The following is a 23,068-nucleotide window of genomic DNA, read 5'->3' on the forward strand; positions in this document are numbered from 1 at the left end:
AGCAGAGCCCACCACGAGCACAGAAGGAGGCGAGGAGACCGGTGATCGACGACACCCTCCTCGAGGCCGAGGAAAAGATGGAGCGTGCGGTTGAGCACGCCAAGGAGGAGTTCGGCGCCATCCGTACCGGTCGCGCCAACGCCGCCATGTTCTCCAAGGTCATCATCGACTACTACGGCACGCCCACGCCGCTCACGCAGATGGCGTCCATCGCGGTGCCCGAGCCGCGGATGGCCATCATCAAGCCGTACGACAACTCGCAGATCAACGCCATGGAGAAGGCGATCCGCGACTCGGACCTCGGGGTGAACCCGAACAACGAGGGCAACCAGCTGCGCATCCTGCTCCCGCAGATGACCGAGGAACGCCGCCGCGACATGATCAAGGTGGCTCGGCACAAGGGCGAGGAGGCCAAGGTGGCGATCCGCAACGTCCGCCGCCGTGGCAAGGAAGAGCTGGACCGGATCGTCAAGGACGGCGAGGCTGGCGAGGACGACGGTCGCCGCGCCGAGAAGGAACTCGACGACCTGACCCAGCGGTACGTGGCCAACATCGACGACCTGGTGAAGCACAAGGAAACCGAGCTGCTCGAGGTGTGAGCCATGCTCCGAGGCCCGTTCCCGACGTCGGGAACGGGCCTCGTTCCGTAGGTCAGCAGGGGATCCAGACGGTCCTGGTGCTCTCGGTGAACTGCTCGCCGGTGGTCGAGTCGCGCAGCGAGAAGTGGGCGGTGGCCCGGCCGGGATGCAGCGCCGGAGCGATCCGGGCGAACGCCATCCCGAGTTCGACGGTGCCACCGTCGCAGAGGATCTCGCCGGCGCCGTGTCCCGCGGTGGCCCAGAGGGTCGGCAGGCCGTCCTGCACCAGCGAGGCCGACATGAGGACGATGCCGGCCGGGCAGTGCCGGGCGGTGGCGGTGACCCGTGCCGCCGGGTACGTCACTCCCGGCGGCTCAGCGTAGGGCGGCTCGAACGGGAACAGCTCGCTGGTGTGGCGGTCGATGGTGATCCTGGTCCGTGCCGTGGTGGTGGCGGCGGCCGGTGACCCTGCTCCCAGGACCATGGCGGCTACCGTCAACGCCGCGAGACCGAACGTGAACATGTGAGTGCCCTTCCCCGTTGCGGAGCGCGGGCTGGCGCCAGCGCGGCACCAGCGGACCACGCGGGACGCGTTTGCTCAGTACTCGATCGCGCACCCGAGGAGTCGGATCGACGGCTGCGGATCGCCTGCGGTCTGCCGTACCGGATGGGTGTGCGTCGCTGGCCGACGGCCTGGCGGCACCCTGTGGCGTCAGTGGGCGTGCCTCGTCCGCCGTGCCGATCCGGCGTGTGCAGTAGGCTCGGCAGGATTCCCGGCCACCGGGTGGTGAACACCGGGGATCGACCGACCGTCGGGGCGGTCAATCGGAGGAACATCGCACGTGTAGGGGATGCTTGTGGTCTTGCGTCATGTGGTGGTTCTCGTGCCGCGTCGCGGTGCGTGATGTCCCACCCCGACCCCTACGGCAGTGAGCCTCGCAGCTGGGACCGACCGGAGCGCCCGGTGGCGCTGCCCTGGCCGGACCAGGAGCTGGAGGCCGGCCAGTGGAGCCCCCGTCCGGCCGCCGGCCCTGAGCTGTATGCCGACCCGCACGCCCGGCCGTACACGGACCCGCACCCCGCGGACCCGTACGACGAGCGTGGCCGCCCGGTCCGCCCGGACGACCGCTTCGACGACCGCGACCGGCACGATCGTTTCGACGACCGGGACCGGCACGTCGACGACCGCAACCAGCCTGACCGGTACGACGACCGGGGTCGCGGTGACCGCTACCCGGACCGACCTCCTGCGGGCGACGGGCCACCCCGTTACGACGGCCCGGACCGTGGGCGCTTGGACGAGCCGAGCCGCCTCGACGGCCCTCCCGTCCGCTTCGACGACCCGGGGTACCCGACCGAGCAGCTCGCGCCCGTGCGGGCCGAGGTGGTGCCGGACGAGGCTCCGACGACCGGTCGACGGTCGAAGGGCCGACGTCGGGCCAGCCTCGACCGACCGGCCACCCAGCAGCTGGGCAACGGGCGGGCGGGGCGCAACCTTCCCGCGGCGATCGGGGTCGGGCTCGGCCTCGGCGCGCTGATCGTGGTGCCGCTGATCGTCTATCCGTTGGCCTTCCTGCCGGTGATCGCCGCCGCTGTCGCCGTCGGCATCTGGGAGATGGCCCGCGCGGTACGCCGCAGCGGCGCGCACCCGCCGCTGGTGCCACTGATCGCCGGTGGCGTGTTGACAGTGGGCCTGGCCTGGTACGCGGGCCCGGACGCGCTCAGCCTGGGGCTGTTGGTCACAGTGCTGGGCACCATGATCTGGCGGTTGGGCGACGGGCCGGCGGGCTTCCAGCGGGATCTCACCGCGGCCACCCTGATCGCCGTCTACGTGCCGTTCCTCGCCGGTTTCGCGGCGTTGCTGGCGGCGGCCCCCGACGACGGGCACCTGCGCATCCTGGCCACGCTGATCGGGGTGGTCCTCTCCGACACCGGTGGGTACGCGGCCGGGGTCTCCTTCGGCCGGCACCCGATGGCCCCGTCGATCAGCCCGAAGAAGTCCTGGGAGGGCTTCGCCGGTTCGGTCACCGCGGCGGCCCTGGGCGGCGCGTTGCTGCTGTGGCTGATGTTCGAGGTTGCCCCCTGGTGGGGTGCGCTGTTCGGGGTGGCCGTCTCCTGCGCGGCGGTCCTCGGCGACCTCGCCGAGTCGATGATCAAGCGGGATCTCGGCGTGAAGGACATGAGCAACCTGCTGCCCGGCCACGGCGGTCTGATGGACCGGTTGGACTCGATCCTGTTCGCGGTACCGACGGCCTACCTGCTGTTGGCGGTCTTCGTGCCGGTGGTGAGCTGAGGTATGAATCACGGCGACCTGGTCATCCGGCTCCGGCGGTCGCGGCCCGTTCGACACCTCCGGACCGGCAGCCGCCGCCGACGGCGTGACACACTGGACCAGCCATGACGAGCCTGCCCTTGATCCCCGCCATCTCGGTCGCCCCCGCCGCGCGCCGGGCCTCCATGCCCCCTCAGCACCTCGCTGACCTGGACCTGGCCGGCCGCCAGGCGTTGATCGCCGGGCTGGGTGAGCCGGCCTTCCGCGCCAAGCAGGTCTCCAACCACTACTTCGGGCGGTTGGTCCGCGACCCGCAGGCGATGACCGATCTGCCCGCCGCGACCCGGGAGCGGCTGGCCGAGAAGTTGCTGCCGACGTTGCTCAACCCGGTGCGCGAGCTGGCCTGCGATGACGGCGCGACCCGCAAGGCGCTCTGGCGGCTGCACGACGGTGCGCTGGTGGAGAGCGTGCTGATGGGCTACCCGGACCGGGTGACCGTCTGCATCTCCAGCCAGGCGGGTTGCGGCATGGCGTGTCCGTTCTGCGCGACCGGCCAGGCCGGGCTGACCCGCAACCTGTCGACGGCGGAGATCGTCGACCAGGCGGTGTACATGGCCGGGGTGGCGGCCTCCGGCGTGGTGGCCGGTTCCCCGCCGAGGCTGTCGCGCGTCGTCTTCATGGGCATGGGCGAGCCGCTGGCCAACTACAACCGGGTGGTCGCGGCGATCCGTCGGCTGGTCAGCCCGGCCCCGGAGGGGCTCGGCCTGTCCCAGCGGCACATCACCGTTTCCACGGTCGGCCTGGTTCCGGCCATCCACCGACTGGCCAGCGAAGACCTCTCAGTGACCCTTGCGTTGTCGTTGCACGCGCCCGATGATGATCTGCGCGACGAACTCGTGCCGGTAAACCAGCGCTGGAAGGTAGCCGAGGTGCTGGACGCAGCGTGGGACTACGCCGCCCGGACGGGCCGCCGCGTGTCGATCGAGTACGCGATGATCAAGGACGTGAACGACCAGCCGTGGCGAGCCGACCTGCTCGGGCGGCTGCTGGCCGGCAAGTTGGCCCACGTGAACCTCATTCCGCTCAATCCGACGCCGGGCAGCCGCTGGGACGCGAGCCCGAAGCCGGTCGAGCGGGAGTTCGTCCGGCGGTTGCGCGACGCGGGGGTGTCCACCACAGTTCGGGACACCCGAGGTCGCGAGATCGACGGCGCGTGTGGCCAGCTCGCCGCCGCCGAAGACAACGACACCTTCACCGACCGCGCCGGAGAGGCACCGGCGTGACCGGGCGTGGCGAACGAGACCAGGAGACATAGTGGCGAGTCAGGGTCAGCGTTTCCGGCGCAAGGCGCTCCGCCGGGGATACAAGGTCGACGAGGTGGATGCCTTCCTCGACCGGGTCGAGGCTACGCTCGACGGCCGACAGGTCGGCGCCCCGGTGGCCTCCCAGGAGGTCCATGACGTCGTCTTCCGGGTCCGCTTCAACGGCTACGACGAGTGGCAGGTCGACCTTCACCTGGACCGGGTCGAGCGGCAGCTGGCCGAGCTGGAGGAGCGCAACAGCGCCGGGCGCGGTGGCGACCCCCGGATGGGCGACCGGATGGGCCCACCGGACCGGATGGGTCCGCCGATGCGTGATGACCGGGGCATGGTTCCGCAGCCGATGCCGCCCCGGCCGATGCCCGCGCAGGCCGGCCCGCCCTACGGTCGCTACGACGAGCCGACCGGTGCCTTCGCCGGTGGTTACGACGCCCCCCGTGGCGGTGGTTACGACGCGCCACGTGGCCCGGCCGGCCCCCCGATGGGTCCCGGTGGCCCGATGGGCCCCGGCCCGATGGGTGGCCACGGCATGCCGCAGCGCGGTCTGCCCGCCGGCCCCAGCGGGTACGGCCCCCCGGACGACCAGCGCTCACCCGGTGGCTACGGCCCGGATGACCAGCGCGGTGGGTACGGCTCCGACGACCAGCGCGCGCCCGGCGGTTATCCGCCGCCGCCGGAGGAGCCGCGCTTCGACGGCTTCGAGGCTGGGCGGCACGGTCGCGCCGACATGACGGCCGAGATCCGGATGCCGGAGCGGGATCTGCGCGACATGCGCCGTGGTCCGGCCGGTCCGCCTCCGCTGCCGCAGCAGGGCATGGGTGGTCCGCCGATGGCCGGCCCGCCCGCGGTTGCCGGCCCGCCGATGGGTGGTCCGCCGATGGCCGGTCCGCCCGGCAGCGACCTGTACCGGGTCGACCAGATCCGTCGTAGCTTCCAGGTGCGCCGGTTCGGCAGCGGGTACGACCCCGACCAGGTGGACCGGTTCTTCGACACCCTGCTCGGTGGCATGCAGCGCCGCAACCCCATGCCGGTCGACCCGAAGGACCTGGACACGCTCCGGTTCGGCCTGGTGCCGGGCGGCTACTTCGAGGCCGAGGTCGACGCCGCGCTCAAGGACGTGCAGGACATCCTCTTCGGGCGCTGACCCCGACGCGATACGGACGAGGGCCCGTCCCCCGGGTGGGGGCGGGCCCTCGGCGTACGTCGGCCGGTCGTCCGGCGGTGGTCGGGTCAGGAGCGCAGACCGCTGCGCCGCAACACGACGTCGCCGATCACGATGATCAGCAGCAGCGCGGCCAGGCCGATCAGCCAGATGTCCTCGACCCTGCCCTCGTGGTTGCCGCAGATCATCGCCAGCAGCGCCAGTGCGGACAGCACGGCGCCGATCTGCCCGGCCTTGCGGTGCCCGGGCTTGTGCTGGTCTGGCGACGTTACCGGCTCGCTTCCTGCCACTGTCGGTCCTTCCCTCGCGATCGGATCTTTGGTTAGTCTGGCACGCCTCGTACGGGGTGCGGTGGGGTGGGGGTTTCCTGGCCATCGGCCCTGCCCCACCTGGGCTGGACGGCACTACCGGCGTCGCGGGGCGGCGGTCAGACTCCCTCCGGTAGCGTTTGGCGTACACCTGATTGTCTGTTTGAGGGGGACTGTGCGGTGCGAGTGACCGGAACCGGGCACGCCAGCATGCGGATCGACACGACCGCGGGCAGCATCCTGTGCGACCCGTGGGTCAACCCGGCCTACTTCGCGTCGTGGTTCCCGTTCCCGGACAATTCTCTGCTGGACTGGGAGAGCCTGGGTCAGGTCGACTACCTGTACGTCTCCCACCTGCACCGGGACCACTTCGACGCGAAGCACCTGCGCGACTTCGTCTCCAAGGACGCGACGGTCCTGCTCCCCGAGTTCCCCACCTCGGAGATGGAGGACGAGTTCCGGGCGTTGGGTTTCACCAAGTTCCTGAAGGCTCCCAACGAGCAGGTGGTGGAGCTGCCGGGCGGCCTGAAGATCATGATTCAGGCGTTGACCAGCCCGACCGACGGGCCGATCGGCGACTCCTCGCTCTGGGTCGAGCACGAGGGTGTGCGGCTGCTCAACCAGAACGATGCCCGTCCCACCGACCTGAGCGTCTTCGCCGAGTTGGGGCACGTGCACGCGCACCTGCTCCAGTTCTCCGGTGCGATCTGGTACCCGATGGTCTACGAGCTGCCGCAGGCGGCGAAGACCGCGTTCGGCAAGCAGAAGCGTGACCGGCAGTTCGACCGGACCTGGCGGTACATCGACGACCTGAAGGCGTCGCACGTCTTCCCGATCGCCGGCCCGCCGTGCTTCCTCGACGACGCCCTGTGGCAGTTCAACGACATCCACGGCGACGAGGGCAACATCTTCCCCGACCAGTCCGTCTTCCTGTCGGAGTACGCAAAGGTCGGCGGCACCAACGGGATCGTGCTGCTGCCGGGCAGCGTCGCCGAGGTCACCACGGAGGGCGCGAGCACCACCCACCCGGTGCCGGTGCAGGAGTTCTTCGCCGACAAGGTCGCGCACCTGGAGGAGATGCGGGAGCGCAAGCGCCCGATCATCGAGGCGGAGAAGGCGTCCTGGCGGCACCCTGAGGTGGACGTGCTCGGCGAGATGAAGCGTCGGATCGAGCCGCTGCTCGACGAGTCGATCTACCTGGCCAAGGGGGTGGGCGGCCCGGTCCGTTTCGACCTGGTGGGGTATGACGGCGAGAGCGTCGAGTCGATCGTGGTGGACTTCCCCGGCAAGGAGGTCCGGCCGTACGCGGACGAGAAGGTGCGCTACCGGTTCCGGATGGAGCGGTCGCTGATCGAGCACCTGCTCTTCATCGACGAGGTGGACTGGGTCAACTCGCTCTTCCTGTCCTGCCGGTTCTCGGCGGCCCGGATCGGCCAGTACAACGAGTTCGTCTACGCGTTCTTCAAGTGCCTCTCCGAGGAGCGGCTCCAGTACGCCGAGGGCTGGTACGACGAGCACGAACGCAGCACCGACGCCGAGGACATCACGTTGGGCGACTGGGTGGTGCAGCGGCGGTGCCCGCACCTGAAGGCGGACCTGACCCGCTTCGGCATCGTCGACGGTGACCAGCTCACCTGCCAGCTGCACGGCTGGCGCTTCGACCTGCCCAGTGGCCGCTGCCTGACAAGTGTCGGCCACAAGGTGCGAGCCCACCGGGTGGACGCGGAAACCCCCGCCCCCGCCGGTGAGGCAGTGATCTGACCCGCCTCACCACACCGCGATCTTGCACTTGCTGTTGCGACAACGAGGGGCATATGGCCCATAGCGACGTCCGAAAGTGCAAGATCGCGGGAGTCTGGGTTAGGCGCTCAGGTCCTTGAGGATGCGGCGGGCAGCGTTGTGGCCGGCCGCGCCGATGACGCTGCCGGCCGGGTGGCAGCCGGCGCTGCCGGCGTACACACCGTCGACGCCGGTGGCGTAGGGCATCCGGTCGGTGAACGAGACGGTGTTGTCGACGTGGTGGATGTGCCCGCCGGTGATGCCGAAGTGCTCCTCGATGCCGGGCGGCGGCAGGGGCACCGCGTCGGCGATCAGGTCGGTGGTGCCGGGGGCGTACCGCTCGACGATGCCCAGCAGCCGCTCGACGTAGCCGGGCAGTTCCGCGTCCCAGGTGGTGCCGGCCAGCTCGTAGGGGACGGACTGCACGAAGAGCGCCGACGAGTGGTGCCCGGCGGCGTCGGAGAGCGACGGGTCGACTGTGGTGTGCAGGTACCACTCGATGGTGGGCTCCGCCGGCAGGAGGCCGGCCTGCACGTCCGCCCACATGGCGCGCAGCGCTGTCATCGGCGACGCCTCCGCCCCGCCGACCAGCGACGCCGACCCCGGCAGCAGGTGGATGGTGGAGCCGAACGGGCTCGGCGTGCCGTCCGGTAGGCAGGAGAAGCGCGGCAGCCCGGTCAGCGCCAGGTTGAGCTTGAGCGTGGTGCCGGGCCGGCGGACCGCCGCCATCCGCTCGCCGAGCCGCGCCGGGAGCGCGCCGTCGGGCAACAGGTCCATCAACCGGTACGGGTCACACGCGCCGAGCACCACCCGGGCGGCGACCTCCCGACCGTCGGCCAGCACCACTCCGCTCGCCGCGCCGCCGTCCAGAGTCACCGCGTGCACCGGCGTACCGGTCAGGATTGTCGCTCCGGCGGCGCGCGCGGCCTCGGCGAACGTCCGGGAGACAGTGCCCATCCCACCTTCGGCGATCATCCAGGTGCCGCCGGAGCCGGGCAGTCGGCACATGTTGTGCACGAGGAAGTTGTGGCCGGTGCCGGGGTCGTCCGGGCCGGCGTTGAGCCCGGACAGGCCGTCGGTGACCGCGTACATGCTGACCAGCAGTTCGGAGCGGAACTCGAACCGGGCCAGGTAGTCGGCGACCGAGCCCTGCACGAGGTCGACGAAGATCTGGCGCAGCGCCGGGCGGACGTGCCGCTCGGCGGTCTCCTGGACGCTCAGCGGCTCGGCCAGCCAGGCCGGGGCGAGGTCTTCCCGCAGCGCGGCCAGCTCGGCCTGCATGGCGTCGTCGGCGGCCACGTCGGCGGGGGAGAAGAACTCGGCGAGCTGCGCCCGGGTGGCGGCGGTGTCACTGCCGAAGAGCAGGTACGGCGAGCCGAGGCCACCCGGTGTGGGCAGGAAGTAGTGCGGGTCGCGGCGCAGCACCGGGATCCGGACGTCGAGCGTGGCGAGCAGTTCCGGGGGCATCAGCCCGAGCAGGTACGAGCCGGTGGAGTGGCGCAGCCCCGGCACCTTCGGGAACGGGTTCTCGGTGCGGGTCGCGCCGCCGATCACGTCGGCGGCCTCCAGCACGAGGACGTCCAGGCCGGCCCGGGCCAGCAGGACCGCGGAGACCAGCCCGTTGTGCCCGGCACCGACGATCACGACGTCGGCGCGGGCCGGAATCTCACTGCTCATGCCGCGGCAGCCTAGTCCGCCCCACCAGCCCAGGTCACCCCTTCCACCACCCCACCCACCCCACCCACCCCACCCCTCCTCCGGCCCGCTCTCGGTGATCAAGAGGTTTGCGTCATTCGACGGCCTGCCGGTGACGCAAACCTCTTGATCAACCGGGTGGGGGCGGGGGCGGGGCGGGGGAGGGGGGTAGGTGGAGGGTGAAGGTGGAGCCTTTGGTGGGGGTGCTGGTGGCGCTGACCGTGCCGCCGTGGGCCTCGGTGAGCTTGCGAACGATGGCGAGGCCCAGGCCGCTGCCGCCGGTCTGTCGACTCCGGGACTTCTCGGCCCGCCAGAAGCGGTCGAACACCCGGGGCAGGTCCTCGGCGCTGATACCGCTGCCGGTGTCGGTCACCGAGACGATGACCTCGGCGTCGGTCGCGCTGGCGCTGATCGTCACGCCCCCTCCCGACGGGGTGTGCCGTACCGCGTTGGCGACCAGGTTGCCGACGGCCTGGCGGAGTCGCACCGGGTCGGCGTCCACCTGCGGGTCGGCCTCGGTGCGTACCGTGATGGCGACGCCGATCCGGTCGGCGTGGGCCCGGTGCGCCTCCGCGACCTGGGCGAGCAGGTCGGTGAGGTAGACCTCTTCACGGTGCAGCCGCAGCGCGCCCGCGTCGGCCTCGGCCAGGTCCTGCAGGTCGGTGATCACGTGCTGGAGCAGAGTCGCCTCCTCCAGCAGCGAGGAGAGCAGCCGGCGGTCGGGGGCCGCGACGCCGTCCTCGACCGCTTCGAGCCAGCCCCGGATGTTGCTCACCGGCGTACGCATCTCGTGGGCGATGTCGCTGACCATGGCCCGGCGCAGCTGCTCCAGCCGTTCCCGCCGTTCGGCCATGTCGTTGAAGACCTCGGCCAGCCGGGCGATCTCGTCGCGTCCGGTCACCCGGACCCGTGCGGCGCCGTCACCGTCGCGCATCCGCTGGGCGGCCCCGGTCAGCGCGTGCAGCGGACGGGTCAGCCGGATGCCGGCGAGGACCGTGAAGCCGACCGTCACCAGCAGGACGAGGCCGGCGACCGCGACGATGCGGGTCTGGTTGGCGGGGGACAGGTCGAAGGTGGTCGAGGGGCGACCGCCCGGGTCGGTGACGAAGAGGGTCGCGGCCGGGGCCACGTACGGGAGGAGTTGTTCCCGTCGACTGGTGCCGACGCAGGCGCTGACCGCCCTGTTGTGCTCCTGGTCGACGCCGGCCGCGCTGCGGGAGTCGGGTGCGCTGGCCGCCGGCTGCCTCGTCCAGGTCCAGTTCAGGTCCACCTGCACGGCAGGCAGGCGCCGCCGCGCCAGGCAGGTGTTCACCAGGGCGTTGAGCTGGGTGAGCGCCTTGCCCTCGGTGGCCGTTCGGGTCGCGAGCTCTTCCCTCAACTGGCCGCAGGCGGCACTGTCGGCGAGGTCGGTGCCGGGGGTGTCGATGCGGGGGCGGCCGGTGGGCCCGTCCACGACGGCGGCGTCGATCTGCGCCCGCAGCCGCAGACACTGGACCGCCTCGGCCGCCTTGTCGCGCAGCGCGGCGCGCTCCTCGGGCGGGAGGAGGTACGGCCCTGTGGTGCGGGGGTCGATGCGGCTGGTGCCACCGTCACCGCTGCCCGGCACTGTGGTGCCGGGCATCAGGGCGGTGTCGACGGCGAGCGCGTCGACTGTCGCGGACGACGTCGTCGGCAACGGGCCCGCGCCGGGGGCCGAGTCCACGATCGGCGCACCGGTCTCGGTGGTCAGGGCGATCCGCCGGCCGACGTCCCGGGCGAGCGGCCGAAGGGTCGCGTCGACCCCGTCCCAGTTCGGGTGGGTCGCCGCGTACGCGAGCACTGTGTCGTAGATGTGCGCGTCGTCGGCGAGCGCCTGCCCCTGTTCCTGCCGGATCGCTCCGGTGGTGGTGCGCACGGCCAGCCACGCGGTCGCCGCGATCGAGCCGATGGCGATGAGGACGGCCAGCGCCAGCAGTCGGAGCAGCAGGCTGCGGCGCAGCGGAACCTCACCCGACACGGGGGGACTCTTCGACAAGCTTGTATCCGATGCCGTACACGGTCACCAGCCGGGCCGGCTTGCGCGGGTTCGGCTCGATCTTCCGGCGGAGGTTCATCACGTGCACGTCGACGGTCCGGTTGGTGATGTACCTGTCGAACCCGTGCAGGTAGCCCAGGAGCTGGTCCCGGGTGAACGCCCGGGCGGGCTGGGCGGCCATCGCCTGGAGCAGTTGGAACTCACCAGGTGTGCAGTCGACGAGGCGTCCGTCGCTGCGTACCTCGTGGCGCACCGGGTCGACGTGCACCGCGCCGACCCGCAGCACCGGGTCCGTCTGCGTCCGCTGGCCCCGGCGCAGCAGGCTGCGGGCCCGGGCGACCAGTTCACGTGGGCTGTACGGCTTCGTCATGTAGTCGTCGGCGCCCAGGTCGAGGCCGAGCAGAAGGTCGTCCTCGGTCGACCGGGCGGTCAGCATGAGCACCGGCAGGTCGGACTCCCGGCGCAGGATGCGACAGACGTCCAGGCCGTCGACCTTCGGCATCATCACGTCGAGGACCAGCAGCGCCGGGGGCCGCTGGCGGATCTGCTCCAGGGCGGCCCGCCCGTCGGCCACCACGACCACCTCGTGCCCCTCGCGTTCCAGATACCGGCGCGCCAACTCCGCCTGCTTCTGGTCGTCCTCGGCTACCAGCACGTACGCACACACGGCAGCGACTGTACGTGGCCCCGACCGGTTGCAGTACGGCCTTGAGCTGGGGCTATCGGATGACGACCGGTTCCTTACAGGTCTCTGACACCTGGTCGTGAAGCTGCACGCCATGACCAACTCAACCCATCGGGTCGCCACCGGGCTCGCCGCGGTCGCAGTGCTCGCCGTCGCCCTCACCGGCTGCGGCGGCGGTGCGTCCAGCGCCGACAAGGGCACCGCCAGCGGTGACGTCGCGTCGCTCGTCACCCCGTCCGCCCCGGCGAGTGCGACCCCTGCCGGTGGTGCCGCCAACGGGCGGCCGCAGCTACGCCTGGACATGACCGACGAGGAGGAGGAGCGGCTCTGGGGGACGTACAACATCTGCCTGCACGACAACGGCGTGAAGCTGAACGACGGCCGGTCACAACCCGGCCCGGTGGGGGACGGTACGGGCCTGTCCCTCGACCAGAGCGGGGAGCCGAAGGCGGCGTACGTGGCGTGCGCGAACAAGCTGCCGCTCCAGCCGCCGGAGCTGGACCCGGAGAAGAACCCGAACTACGTGAGCCAGTGGAACGACTACGTCCAGTGCCTGCGCGGACGCGGAATGAAGATCCACTCGCTGCCGGACGGCTCCGGATGGACCTACGACGACGGGGTCGCCGACCCGGCCGGCGGCCTTGAGGGTCCCGCCCTCGCCGCTGTCGAGAGGGAATGCACCATGGAGATCTTCGGTGCCAAGAAGTAACCCGACCGACGATCCTGGTCGGCGGACGACCCGGCGTACCGGGGTCGTGGTGACCCTGGTGACCCTGGTGATCGCCGTCGGTGCCGGCGTCGGGGCGCTGGCCCTGCGGCATCACCCCGGCGGTGACGCCGCGAGCGCCCCGCCGCCGGTCACCACGACGACTGTGACTCGGGCCGACCTGTCGGACAGCCGCTCGCTCAACGGCATGCTCGGCTTCGGCCCGGAGCGGTTGGTGAAGGGTGCCGGGGAGGGCGTCGTCACCCGGCTGCCGAAGGTGGGCGACACGGTGGCCCGGGGCAAGCCGCTCTACTGGGTCAACGACCGACCGGTGCCGGTGCTGTTCGGCGGGACCCCGCTCTTCCGCCCGCTCGACAAGCCAGGTCTGGTGGGCAGCGACGTGCGAATCGTGTCGGACAACCTGAAGGCGTTGGGCTACCCCATCGCGTCGCAGCCGTCCCGGGGCACCGACGGCACGAAGATCGGCGCGGGTCAGGCAGTGCTCACCGGAAGCCTCGTCGGCGCGATCAAGAAGTGGCAGCAGGCCCTCGGCCTGGACCCCACCGGCACGATCGGGGTCGGGCAGGTCGCCGTGCTGACCGGGCCGGCCCGGGTCAGCGCGGTGAAGGCGCTACCCGGTGACCCGGTCGCCGGTGAGCTGCTGGCCGTCACCGAGAAGGTCAAGCTGGTCACCGTGCCGGTCGGGGCCGCCGAGGTCGGCACCATCACTGTGGGCGCCGCCGTGGTCGTCGCCCTGCCGGACAGCTCCGAGATCCCGGGCACTGTCGCCTCGATCTCGCAGACGGTGCGCGGCGGCGGGGCGGACGGCGGCACCGGGCAGGGCAGCCCACCGACGGTGGACGTCCTCGTCGCACCGACCCGCGCGGCGGACGTGGCCAAGCTGGACGCGGCCACTGTGCAGGTCCGGTTCACCACCGCCGTCCGCAAGGGCGTGCTCGCGGTGCCGGTGGGCGCGCTGGTGGCGCTCCGCGAGGGCGGGCACGCGCTGCAACTGCCCGACGGTGGGCTGGTGGCCGTGGAGACCGGGATGTTCGCCCGGGGCCTGGTCGAGGTCAGCGGCACCGGTGTGACCGAGGGCCTCGACGTGGTGACGGCATCGTGATCGCCGAGCCGGTGCTGAACGTCGAGGGGGTGAGTAGGACGTACCCCGGCGGGGTGACCGCACTGGACGACGTCTCACTGACAGTGCGCGCTGGCGAGATGCTCGCCATCGTCGGGCCCTCCGGGTCCGGCAAGTCCACGCTGCTGAACATCATGGGCACCCTCGATCTGCCGACCAGCGGCCGGGTACGCGTGGCCGGTCAGGAGGTCACCGCGCTGTCGGACCGTCGGCTCTCCGCGTTGCGGGGCCGCTGGCTCGGCTTCGTCTTCCAGCAGTTCCACCTCACCGACGGGCTGGATGCCGCCGAGAACGTCGCCACCGGCCTGCTCTACGCCGGGGTGCCCCGCCGTCGTCGTCGCCGCGCCGCGATCGAGGCGCTGGCCCGGGTCGGCCTGGCGCACCGGGTCGACCACCTGCCACAGCAGCTCTCCGGCGGGGAGCGGCAGCGGGTGGCGATAGCTCGGGCACTCGTCAACGAGGCCGCGCTGGTGCTGGCCGACGAGCCGACCGGCGCCCTCGACACGGTCAACGGGGAGGCGGTTCTTGCCCTGCTCATGGACCTCAACGCGGAGGGAACCACCATCGCCGTGATCACCCACGACCGCGATCTCGCCGCCCGTACGCCTCGACAGGTCGAGATCCGCGACGGCCGGATCGTCGCCGACACCGTCGCCGGGAGCAGGGCATGAGCATGAGCCCGTTCCGGCTCGCCCCGACCGACGTACTCCGGCTCGGTCTGCTCGGGCTGACCACCCGCCGGGTGCGGGCCGTCCTCTCGGCCCTGGGCATCTCCATCGGCATCGCCACGTTGGTCGTCGTGGTGGGTATCCCCGCGTCCAGCCAGCGCGACCTGATGGACCAGCTCTCGGCCCTGGGCACCAACCTGCTGCGGGCCGAACCCGTGCCGGATCAGAACCCGCCCGTCCTCCTGCCCGAGGACGCCGCCGCCATGGCGTCGCGGATCGGGCCGGTCCACACGGCGAGCGCTGTCGCGAACACCCACACGGCAGTGCGCCGCAACGACCTGCTGGACCGGTACGACACGTCCGGGCTCACTGTGCTCGCGTCCCGGCCGGACCTGCTGGGAACTGTCAACGGCAGGATCCGCAGCGGCCGGGCCCTCGACGCCGGGTCGGCCGGGCTCCCGACCGCCGTCCTCGGCTACGTCGCGGCGAGCCGGCTCGGCTTCGCCACTGTGGACCCCCGGCAGCCACCCCAGGTGTTCATCGGCGAGCGTTGGTTCACAGTCATCGGCATCCTGGACCCGTTGCCGCTCTCCCCGGATCTCGACCGCTCGGTGCTGGTCGGGTGGGACGCCGCCAAGGCCATGCTCGGCTTCGACGGTCACCCCACTGTCGTCTACCTGCGGGCCAGGGAGGACGCGCTGGAGGACGTCCGTGCCGTGCTGCCGGCCACCCTCAACCCGCAGCTGCCCGGGCTGGTCCAGGTCAGCCGCCCCTCCGACGCGCTCGCCGCGAAACGGGCCACCGAGGACAGCTTCTCCGCGCTGTTCCTCGGGTTGGCGGCTGTCGCCCTGCTGGTCGGCGGGATCGGCGTGGCCAACACGATGGTGATCTCGGTGCTGGAGCGCCGTCGGGAGATCGGCCTGCGCCGGGCGCTCGGCGCGAACCGCGGCCAGATCCGGGTGCAGTTCCTCACCGAGTCGGTGCTGCTCAGCGTGCTCGGCGGTGCCGCCGGAGCGGCGCTCGGGGTGCTCGCGACGGTCGGCTACGCCAGCTACCAGGGCTGGCCGCCCACGATTCCCCTGACCGCGGTGCTGGGCGGAATCACCGGCGCCCTCCTGGTGGGAGTGGTCGCCGGCGTGTACCCGTCGATCCGAGCCGCCCGCCTGACCCCCACCGAAGCCCTCTCCACCCCCTGACCCCTGCCTGTGGTGATCAAGAGGTTTGCGTCACCGGGAGGCCGTTTCTTGACGCAAATCTCTTGATCAACCCGGCGGGGTGGGGGTGGGGGCGGGGGCGGGGGTTCGGGTGCGGTTCGCGCGCCAGCGGGAGAGGGCCAGGGTGGCGGAGTAGCCGGCCAGGACGATCACGTGGAACAGGTAGAGCCAGAGGAGGACTGCCACGCCGCCGCCGATCTCGTCGAAGCCCCCGAAGGGCACGCCCAGGTCCAGCGGGAGCGAGGCGAAGAGCACGAAACCGTGCAGGAAGCCGGAGAGGTTCGCCGCGGTGAACGACCCGATCCCGAGGGTGGAGAGCCAGTCCGGTGAGGCCGGCCCGACGACCCGGAACACCCACACCAGCACCGGCGTGAGCACCAGCCAGACCGCCAGGAACGACAGCACCACGCCGAGCACACCGAGCCAACCGCCCTGGCGTACGAGGCGGGTGGTGAGCGGGAGCGCCAGCAGGATCGACAGCAGCAGCGCGGGGGCCGGCGCGAGCAGTGGCAGCAGCAGGAGCCGGCCCCGCCAGCCGACCAGGTGCTCGTCGGAGCGGGGCGCGGCCACCGAGACGAACGCCCGGCGCAGGCCCTCGCCGTACAGTGAGGCGGGCAGCAGGGAGGCCAGCGCCAGCAGCGGGGTCAAGCCCACCCCGGCGTCGACCAGCGCCTCCACCGCCCGGGGCGCGCCGATCGCGGTGGGCAGGGCCTCCACGGCGTACGAGGTGAGCCGGCGTACCCGGTCGGCACCGGCCACCAGTGCGGTGAGCCAGATCGCCAGCAGGGCGACCGGCACCACGGCGATCGCCCCGTAGAAGGTGATCGCGGCGGCGTGCAGCGACAGGTCCCGTCCGCGCACCGGACGGAACGCGGCACTGGTGATCCGTCTCGCGCGCTGCCATCCGTTGCCCATCGGGTCCTCCTTCCCTGTCGTCGCGGCCGTCACTCCTTAAGATCGCCGGTCATGACTGTTCTCACCACCGAACGCCTCATCCTGCGTGATTGGACCGACGATCCGGCCGATCTGGCCCGGATCTACGACATCTACTCCCGCCCGGAGATCACCCGCTGGTTGGCGGTGTCGCCAGGCATGCCGATGACCGACCCCGCCCAGGCCGTCGAGCGGCTGCGGATCTGGCAGGACCGGCACGCCGACGACGGTGGCCGGTACGGCACCTGGGCGGTCGAGGTACGCGAGACCGGTCAGGTGGTGGGCACGGCGCTGCTCAAGCCGCTGCCCGGCCGGGACGAGGCGGTGCGTACCGAGGACATCGAGACGGGTTGGCACCTGCATCCGGACTCGTGGGGTCACGGCTACGCCACCGAGGCCGCTCGTGTGCTGCTGGATCGGGAGTTCGCCACCGGCACCCGGGAGATCTACGCGGTCGTGTCGCCGGGCAACGAGCCGTCGATGGCTGTCGCTCGGAGGTTGGGCATGAAGCATGTGGGCCAGCGCACCGACTGGTACGGCGGGGAACTGCTGGAGACCTTCGTGCTGACGGCGCCAGATGCCTGATCGTTCTCGCACTACCTGACGCAAGATCCGCGCAACTTCGGGGAAGGTGTGGCCTCCAGTCGTCGGGGGCCGGCACCTTCCCCGAAATTGTGGGCAGGGCGACGCGGGTGACGGCCGTCAGGGCAGACAAGTCCGTCAATAGTCACGGTGGTCGAAGTGTTGACGCTCCCGTAGCACGTCAGTAACCTTTGGACCAAAGTAACGCAAGATTTTGACAAAGGTATGCACGGTTCTGTGCATGCCCTCGGAAGATTCAACGGGCCTCCTGGGGAGGCCCGTTGATGGTCGTACCCATCTGGTGTTTCCCGGACGAGCGGCGCCCCCGCGCCGCCCGTACCACCCCGTCTCTCTCGACACCGGCCCTCTCGCATCGGCCGGCGCTGCACCGCCGCACCCCCACCCCGTGGTCCAGCCACCGCGGCAACCGTCCCCCGACGACAAGGACAGTGATGAGACGAACGAATCTGTTCAGGATGGTGGCGGCCACGGCCGCCGCCGCACTGATCGCCACGGCCGGGGCGACCGCCGTCGCGAACCCGGCCGCCGCCGCCCGCCCCGCCGGCCCGGCGGCCGCTCCTAGCGCCGGCTTCGCCCCGGCGGCCACCAACCTCGCCCAGGGCCGTCCCACCCAGGAGAGCGGCCACGCCGACGTCTACGACTCGTCGAAGGTCGTCGACGGCAACACGGGCAGCTACTGGGAGAGCGTCAACAACGCCTTCCCACAGTGGGTGCAGGTCGATCTCGGCTCATCGCAGAGCGTCAACCAGGTGGTACTGAAGCTGCCGACCAGCGGTTGGGGCACCCGGACGCAGACGCTGAGCGTGCGGGGCAGCACCAACGGTTCCTCCTTCACCGACCTGGTCGGGTCGCAGACGTACACCTTCAACCCGGCGAGCGGCAGCGCCGCCACGATCAACTTCAGCTCGACCTCCACCCGCTACGTCCGGATCACCATCACCGCCAACAGCGGCTGGCCGGCCGGGCAGCTCTCCGAGCTGGAGGTGTACGGCAGCGGCGGCACCACCCCCGACACCACAGCGCCGAGCGTCCCCGGAAGCCTCTCTTACACCCAGTCGGGCACCACCATCAGCCTCAACTGGGTCGCCTCCACCGACAACGCGGGCGGCAGCGGCATCGCCGGCTACGACGTCTACCGCAACGGCGCGTTCCTCCAGTCCGTCGGCAACGTGACCACGTTCAACGACACGCAGCCGGCCACGGCGACAGTGTCGTACCACGTCCGGGCCCGCGACGCCGCCGGCAACATCTCCGGCAACAGCAACACGGTGACCCGCACCGGCAGTGGTGACACCACCGCGCCGAGCGTCCCCGGGACCCTGTCGCAGAGCACGTCGGGCAGCACGATCACGCTCAACTGGGGGGCCTCCACCGACTCCGGTGGCAGCGGGCTCGCCGGCTACAACGTCTACCGGGGCGGCAGCCTGATCGCGACGCTGGGCACCGTCCTCACCTACCAGGACACCCAGCCGGCGACGGCGACCGTGTCGTACTACGTCCGGGCCCGCGACGGCGCCGGCAACCTGTCCGGCAACAGCAACACCGTCACCCGGACCGGCAGCAACCCGCCCGCCTGCACCAACGTGGCGCAGGGCAAGAGCATGACGGCGAGCGGCTCCACCTTCAGCTTCACCCCGGACAAGGCGAACGACGGGCAGCTCACCACCTACTGGGAGGGTGCGGCGAGCTACCCGCAGAACCTGACGGTGGCGCTGGGCGCGAACCACTCCATCTCCGGCGTCACGGTGAAGCTCAACCCGGACCCGGCCTGGGGCACCCGCACCCAGACCATCCAGGTCCTCGGTCGCGACCAGGCGTCGTCCTCGTACACCAGTCTGGTGTCGGCGGCGGCCTACCAGTTCGCCCAGGGCACCAACCTGGTGACCATCCCGGTCAGCGCCACCACCGCTGACGTGCAGTTGCGGTTCACCGGCAACACCGGCGCCCCGTCCGGCCAGGTGGCCGAGCTTGAGGTGTGCGGCACCCCGGCGCCCAACCCGGACCTGGTCGTCAGCTCGGTGACCTGGTCGCCCTCGTCGCCCAGCGAGGTCTCCCCGGTCACCCTCTCCGCAGTGGTGCAGAACATCGGGTCCGCCACCGCCGGCGCGACCACTGTGAACTTCAGCCTGGCCGGCGCTGTCGTCGGCAGCGCCTCGGTGGGCACGCTCGCCGCGGGTGCCTCGACCACCGTGTCGTTCAACGCCGGTACGCGGCCGATGGGCAGCTACGCCGTCTCGGCGGTGGTCGACCCGGCGAACACGATCGTCGAGCAGAACAACGGCAACAACAGCCTCACCGCGGCGTCGCCGCTGGTGGTGGCGCAGGCCCCGGGCCCCGACCTCCAGGTGCTCAGCATCGCCTCGAACCCGCCGAACCCGGCAGTCGGGGCGTCCGTCACCTTCACCGTGACGGTCCGCAACCGGGGCACCACCGCAACCGGCGCGACAACCGTCACCCGGCTGGTGGCGGGCAGCACCACGCTCAACACCAACACCGCCTCCATCGCCGCCGGCGCGACGGTCACAGTGGCCGTCAGCGGTAGCTGGACCGCCACCAGCGGCGGCGCCACCATCACCGCCACCGCCGACGCCACCAACGTGGTCACCGAGACCAACGAGACCAACAACGCGTTCAGCCAGTCGATAGTGGTCGGCCGTGGGGCCGCCGTCCCGTACGTCTCCTACGAGGCGGAGGCCGGCCGTTACCAGGGCACGCTGCTGGAGGCCGACCCGCTGCGGACCTTCGGGCACACCAACTTCGCCAGCGAGTCCTCGGGGCGCAAGTCGGTACGGCTCACCAGCACCGGCCAGTTCGTCGAGTTCACCTCGGCCAACCAGGCCAACTCCATTGTGGTGCGCAACTCCATCCCGGACGCGCCCGGTGGCGGCGGCATCGAGGCGACCATCAGCCTCTACGTCAACGACGTCTTCTCCCGAAAGTTGACACTGTCGTCGAAGCACAGCTGGCTCTACGGCAACACCGACGGGCCGGAGGCGCTGACCAACACCCCGCAGGCCGACGCCCGGCGGCTCTTCGACGAGTCGAACGCGCTGCTGGCGCAGTCGTACCCGGCCGGCACCCGGTTCAAGTTGCAGCGCGACTCGGGTGACACCGCCTCCTTCTACGTCATCGACATGATCGATCTGGAGCAGGTGGCGCCGGCGGCGAGCCAGCCGGCCGGTTGCACCTCGATCACCTCGTACGGTGCGATCCCGAACGACGGGCTCGACGACACCGCCGCCATCCAGCGGGCGGTGACCGACGACCAGAACGGTGTCATCAGCTGCGTCTGGATCCCCGCCGGGCAGTGGCGGCAGGAGCAGAAGATCCTGACCGACGACCCGCTGAACCGGGGCACGCACAACCAGGTCGGCATCAGCAACGTCACGATCCGGGGTGCCGGCATGTGGCACTCGCAGCTCTACACGCTGACCGAGCCGCAGAACGTGGTGGGCGGCATCAACCACCCGCACGAGGGCAACTTCGGCTTCGACATCGACAAGAACACCCAGATCTCCGACATCGCCATCTTCGGCTCGGGCCGGATCCGCGGTGGTGACGGCAACGCCGAGGGCGGCGTCGGTCTGAACGGGCGCTTCGGCACCGGGACGAAGATCAGCAACGTCTGGATCGAGCACGCCAACGTGGGTGTCTGGGTGGGTCGCGACTACGACAACATCCCCGACCTGTGGGGGCCGGCCGACGGGCTGGACTTCAGCGGCATGCGGATCCGCAACACGTACGCCGACGGCATCAACTTCAGCAACGGCACGCGTAACTCGCGGGTGTTCAACTCGTCCTTCCGCACCACAGGTGACGACGCCCTCGCCGTCTGGGCCAACCCGTACGTCAAGGACCGCAGCGTCGACATCGCCCACGACAACCACTTCGTCAACAACACCATCCAGTTGCCCTGGCGGGCCAACGGCATCGCCATCTACGGCGGCTACGACAACTCGATCGAGAACAACCTGATCTACGACACCGCCAACTACCCGGGCATCATGCTGGCGACCGACCACGACCCGCTGCCGTTCTCCGGCACGACGCTGATCGCCAACAACGGGCTCTACCGCACCGGCGGCGCGTTCTGGAACGAGGACCAGGAGTTCGGTGCCATCACGATCTTCCCGGCCACCAGGGACATCGTCGGGGTCACGATCCGGGACACCGACATCATCGACTCCACCTACGACGGCATCCAGTTCAAGAACGGTGGCGGCAACATACCGAATCTCGCCATCACCAACGTCCGGATCGACAAGTCCGTCAACGGTGCCGGCATCCTCGCGATGAGCGGCGCGCGCGGCAACGCCAACCTGACCAACGTGACCATCACCAACTCGGCCGACGGCAACATCGTCATCCAGCCGGGCTCACAGTTCGTCATCAACGGCGGCTGACAGTGACCGGGGGCCGCTCCGGCGGCCCCCGGTCGACGACCACGCTTGATCAACACGGTTTCACTGAAGTCGGGGTGTCCGCACGATGCGGACACCCCGACTTCCGTAAACCCGAGTCGATCATCGCCGACGAGCGGCGTCAGTCGGACATCCGACGCCACCGCCGACGGGTCGAACCGGTCATGACCGCCGAGGACGGCCGTTGACCTGGCTCGACAGGGTGGGTAGCGGAAGCCGTGCTGCCCCCGTTGGCGATCCGGGGTGCGTGACGTGCCTCGTGGCGACCTGTCAATGTGGAAAGTGGATCGGCGCCGCGATTCGCGAAGGGCTGCCCAGCACCAGGGTCGGAGGCGAGCATGGATGACGAAACCGGGTCCACCCCAAGCCGGCCGCTGCGGGCCCTACTGCGCTGGTTGGGTGCCGCTGCCGCGATTGCCGGCATCGTGGGCGTGGTGTTCCAGGTGATCGAATGGGCGGGTTCCCGTGCCACGCCAGCGGCGGAGACCAGCGCGGGAGCGAGCCCGACAGTGGTCACGCCCACCGCGAGGGCGAACGGCGACGAGCAGTTCGTGCGGGCCGGGCAGTGTGTGCGTAACACCGGTGACGCGGCCAGGGTGGTGTACGCGATCGCCCCGTGCGGTCCCGGTACATGGCGGGTGCTGGCTCGCATCGAACAGGCCGTCGTCGACGAGGCGCAGGCCGACGCGGTGTGCGAGGCCCAGGCGCCCGGCTTCATGGACTACCACTACTCGAACTGGACAAAACGCTCCGACTACCTCGACGTCGTGTTCTGCGTCGCCCCGGCCTGAACGCCGCCGGAACCCGGGGCCAAGCCGATATCCCCATCTGTCGCACCGCGTGTGCGATGCCGTTCCGGGTGGGGCAGCGCGACTAGGCTGAGCTGAGCAGGATGGTCCGCTGAGGGGGTGAGCCCGGATGGCCCAGGCAGCGTTCGCGCCGGAGCCAGCGCCGCAGGACACCGAGCCGTCGTTCGACGTGCTGCGGTGGCACGACGAGCCTTGGACTGCGCAGCTCGCCCTCGACCTGTTGCCGGAGACCAACGGCCCCAAGGTTGAGGTCTTGAGCGGAAGCGTGATCGTGACACCACATGCCGGGTACGACCATCAGGACGCTGAGCTGGGCCTCGCCTATCTCCTCAAGCAGGCGGCCCGTCGGGCGAAGCTGTGGCTCTATCTTGAGACGAACATCGTCTCGGGCCAGGATCTCTTCATCCCGGACATCGTCATTCTCGACGCTCCCGGCGGAGGTCGCACGACGATGGACATCAGGCACGCCGTGCTCCTCGGGGAGATCGTCTCGCCCGGAAACCGGCGCAAGGACATCATCGACCGCCCGCGTGAGTACGCTGCCGCCCGCGTGCCCTTTTTCCTCCGGGTTGACCTGCGCAATCGGGTGCCCACCATCGCGTTGTACGAGCTGACCGAGGGGGAGTATCGGCCGGTGGCTGCCGCTGCGGCCGGGACGCGCTTCGTCATGCGGGAGCCGTTCGAGTTCTCCATTGATCCGGCCGACCTGCTGGGTGAGGAGGCGCTGCCCGAAGCGTCGGCGGAGGGGGAGGGCTGAGGCT

19 protein-coding genes are annotated in these 23,068 nt (G+C 70.7%); 13 read left to right on the top strand and 6 right to left on the bottom strand.

Annotated elements, in window-relative coordinates:
- Nucleotides 1-41: 41 nt before the first annotated feature.
- Entirely contained in the window at nt 42-599 is a 558-nt protein-coding gene (frr, locus tag NIE79_RS19685) for a ribosome recycling factor (RefSeq protein ID WP_204943784.1), read from the top strand.
- Between the two features lie 52 nt (nt 600-651).
- Here frr and NIE79_RS19690 read toward each other — a convergent pair whose 3' ends face one another.
- Entirely contained in the window at nt 652-1,101 is a 450-nt protein-coding gene (locus NIE79_RS19690) for a hypothetical protein (protein ID WP_238679952.1), read from the bottom strand.
- Nucleotides 1,102-1,482: 381 nt separating this feature from the next.
- On the opposite strand from NIE79_RS19690, the gene NIE79_RS19695 reads away from it, so the two are divergent.
- The 3 genes from NIE79_RS19695 to NIE79_RS19705 all read left to right on the top strand — a co-directional run bounded on the left by NIE79_RS19695 (nt 1,483) and on the right by NIE79_RS19705 (nt 5,313).
- The gene (locus NIE79_RS19695; protein WP_238679953.1) at nt 1,483-2,871 is read left to right on the top strand and encodes a phosphatidate cytidylyltransferase; all 1,389 of its coding nucleotides are present in this window, start codon (nt 1,483-1,485) and stop codon (nt 2,869-2,871) included.
- Nucleotides 2,872-2,975: 104 nt separating this feature from the next.
- Nucleotides 2,976-4,133 (top strand): dual-specificity RNA methyltransferase RlmN, encoded by a 1,158-nt coding sequence (gene rlmN, locus NIE79_RS19700; RefSeq protein WP_238679954.1) that lies wholly within the window; start codon nt 2,976-2,978, stop codon nt 4,131-4,133.
- A gap of 31 nt (nt 4,134-4,164) precedes the next feature.
- The gene (locus NIE79_RS19705; protein ID WP_238679955.1) at nt 4,165-5,313 is read left to right on the top strand and encodes a DivIVA domain-containing protein; all 1,149 of its coding nucleotides are present in this window, start codon (nt 4,165-4,167) and stop codon (nt 5,311-5,313) included.
- An 86-nt stretch (nt 5,314-5,399) separates the two neighbouring features.
- On the opposite strand, the gene NIE79_RS19710 is transcribed toward NIE79_RS19705, so the two are convergent.
- The gene (locus NIE79_RS19710) at nt 5,400-5,621 is read right to left on the bottom strand and encodes a DUF2631 domain-containing protein (RefSeq protein ID WP_091400308.1); all 222 of its coding nucleotides are present in this window, start codon (nt 5,619-5,621) and stop codon (nt 5,400-5,402) included.
- 198 nt (nt 5,622-5,819) lie between these two features.
- On the opposite strand from NIE79_RS19710, the gene NIE79_RS19715 reads away from it, so the two are divergent.
- The gene (locus tag NIE79_RS19715) at nt 5,820-7,400 is read left to right on the top strand and encodes a Rieske 2Fe-2S domain-containing protein (protein WP_238679956.1); all 1,581 of its coding nucleotides are present in this window, start codon (nt 5,820-5,822) and stop codon (nt 7,398-7,400) included.
- 99 nt (nt 7,401-7,499) lie between these two features.
- Here the strand turns inward: NIE79_RS19715 and NIE79_RS19720 are convergent, their stop codons facing one another.
- From NIE79_RS19720 to NIE79_RS19730, 3 genes are all read right to left on the bottom strand, one after another.
- Entirely contained in the window at nt 7,500-9,095 is a 1,596-nt protein-coding gene (locus tag NIE79_RS19720; protein WP_238679957.1) for a phytoene desaturase family protein, read from the bottom strand.
- 148 nt (nt 9,096-9,243) lie between these two features.
- Entirely contained in the window at nt 9,244-11,109 is a 1,866-nt protein-coding gene (locus NIE79_RS19725; RefSeq protein ID WP_238679958.1) for a HAMP domain-containing sensor histidine kinase, read from the bottom strand.
- On the bottom strand, nt 11,099-11,794 hold the full coding sequence (locus NIE79_RS19730) for a response regulator transcription factor (protein ID WP_238679959.1): 696 nt from the start codon (nt 11,792-11,794) through the stop codon (nt 11,099-11,101). The genes NIE79_RS19725 and NIE79_RS19730 overlap by 11 nt, the downstream gene beginning before the upstream one ends.
- 112 nt (nt 11,795-11,906) lie before the next feature.
- Between NIE79_RS19730 and NIE79_RS19735 the strand changes: the two genes are divergently transcribed.
- From NIE79_RS19735 to NIE79_RS19750, 4 genes are read left to right on the top strand one after another with little or no spacing between them, the layout of a single operon-like run.
- Nucleotides 11,907-12,521 (top strand): hypothetical protein, encoded by a 615-nt coding sequence (locus tag NIE79_RS19735; RefSeq protein WP_238679960.1) that lies wholly within the window; start codon nt 11,907-11,909, stop codon nt 12,519-12,521.
- Complete coding sequence (locus NIE79_RS19740) at nt 12,508-13,641, top strand: efflux RND transporter periplasmic adaptor subunit (RefSeq protein WP_238679961.1); 1,134 nt, start codon at nt 12,508-12,510, stop codon at nt 13,639-13,641. The genes NIE79_RS19735 and NIE79_RS19740 overlap by 14 nt, the downstream gene beginning before the upstream one ends.
- Entirely contained in the window at nt 13,641-14,330 is a 690-nt protein-coding gene (locus tag NIE79_RS19745; protein WP_238679987.1) for an ABC transporter ATP-binding protein, read from the top strand. Before NIE79_RS19740 ends, NIE79_RS19745 begins: the two co-directional genes overlap by 1 nt.
- Nucleotides 14,327-15,523 (top strand): ABC transporter permease, encoded by a 1,197-nt coding sequence (locus NIE79_RS19750; RefSeq protein ID WP_238679962.1) that lies wholly within the window; start codon nt 14,327-14,329, stop codon nt 15,521-15,523. The genes NIE79_RS19745 and NIE79_RS19750 overlap by 4 nt, the downstream gene beginning before the upstream one ends.
- Nucleotides 15,524-15,589: 66 nt before the next feature.
- On the opposite strand, the gene NIE79_RS19755 is transcribed toward NIE79_RS19750, so the two are convergent.
- Nucleotides 15,590-16,456, bottom strand: coding sequence for a YhjD/YihY/BrkB family envelope integrity protein (locus tag NIE79_RS19755; RefSeq protein WP_238679963.1), 867 nt, complete (start codon nt 16,454-16,456; stop codon nt 15,590-15,592).
- A gap of 51 nt (nt 16,457-16,507) precedes the next feature.
- On the opposite strand from NIE79_RS19755, the gene NIE79_RS19760 reads away from it, so the two are divergent.
- The 4 genes from NIE79_RS19760 (at nt 16,508) to NIE79_RS19775 (ending at nt 23,064) form a co-directional block, all read left to right on the top strand.
- Complete coding sequence (locus tag NIE79_RS19760; protein WP_238679964.1) at nt 16,508-17,059, top strand: GNAT family N-acetyltransferase; 552 nt, start codon at nt 16,508-16,510, stop codon at nt 17,057-17,059.
- Between the two features lie 449 nt (nt 17,060-17,508).
- Nucleotides 17,509-21,480: a CARDB domain-containing protein gene (locus NIE79_RS19765; RefSeq protein ID WP_238679965.1), complete on the top strand. Its 3,972-nt coding sequence runs from the start codon at nt 17,509-17,511 to the stop codon at nt 21,478-21,480.
- Between the two features lie 356 nt (nt 21,481-21,836).
- Nucleotides 21,837-22,289: an LppU/SCO3897 family protein gene (locus NIE79_RS19770; protein WP_238679966.1), complete on the top strand. Its 453-nt coding sequence runs from the start codon at nt 21,837-21,839 to the stop codon at nt 22,287-22,289.
- 127 nt (nt 22,290-22,416) lie between these two features.
- A complete protein-coding gene (locus tag NIE79_RS19775; protein ID WP_238679967.1) occupies nt 22,417-23,064 on the top strand; it encodes a Uma2 family endonuclease in 648 nt (215 codons plus the stop codon).
- The last annotated feature ends 4 nt before the right edge of the window (nt 23,065-23,068 follow it).

Source organism: Micromonospora trifolii (assembly GCF_022229005.1).
GTDB lineage: Bacteria > Actinomycetota > Actinomycetes > Mycobacteriales > Micromonosporaceae > Micromonospora > Micromonospora trifolii.

Excerpts from the sequence above, each read along its gene's own strand:
- NIE79_RS19690 (WP_238679952.1), bottom strand. The coding sequence starts at position 1,101 with ATGTTCACGTTCGGTCTCGCGGCGTTGACGGTAGCCGCCATGGTCCTG.
- NIE79_RS19695 (WP_238679953.1), top strand. The coding sequence starts at position 1,483 with ATGTCCCACCCCGACCCCTACGGCAGTGAGCCTCGCAGCTGGGACCGA.
- rlmN (WP_238679954.1), top strand. The coding sequence starts at position 2,976 with ATGACGAGCCTGCCCTTGATCCCCGCCATCTCGGTCGCCCCCGCCGCG.
- NIE79_RS19720 (WP_238679957.1), bottom strand. The coding sequence starts at position 9,095 with ATGAGCAGTGAGATTCCGGCCCGCGCCGACGTCGTGATCGTCGGTGCC.
- NIE79_RS19735 (WP_238679960.1), top strand. The coding sequence starts at position 11,907 with ATGACCAACTCAACCCATCGGGTCGCCACCGGGCTCGCCGCGGTCGCA.
- NIE79_RS19750 (WP_238679962.1), top strand. The coding sequence starts at position 14,327 with ATGAGCATGAGCCCGTTCCGGCTCGCCCCGACCGACGTACTCCGGCTC.
- NIE79_RS19755 (WP_238679963.1), bottom strand. The coding sequence starts at position 16,456 with ATGGGCAACGGATGGCAGCGCGCGAGACGGATCACCAGTGCCGCGTTC.
- NIE79_RS19760 (WP_238679964.1), top strand. The coding sequence starts at position 16,508 with ATGACTGTTCTCACCACCGAACGCCTCATCCTGCGTGATTGGACCGAC.
- NIE79_RS19765 (WP_238679965.1), top strand. The coding sequence starts at position 17,509 with ATGAGACGAACGAATCTGTTCAGGATGGTGGCGGCCACGGCCGCCGCC.
- NIE79_RS19770 (WP_238679966.1), top strand. The coding sequence starts at position 21,837 with ATGGATGACGAAACCGGGTCCACCCCAAGCCGGCCGCTGCGGGCCCTA.
- NIE79_RS19775 (WP_238679967.1), top strand. The coding sequence starts at position 22,417 with ATGGCCCAGGCAGCGTTCGCGCCGGAGCCAGCGCCGCAGGACACCGAG.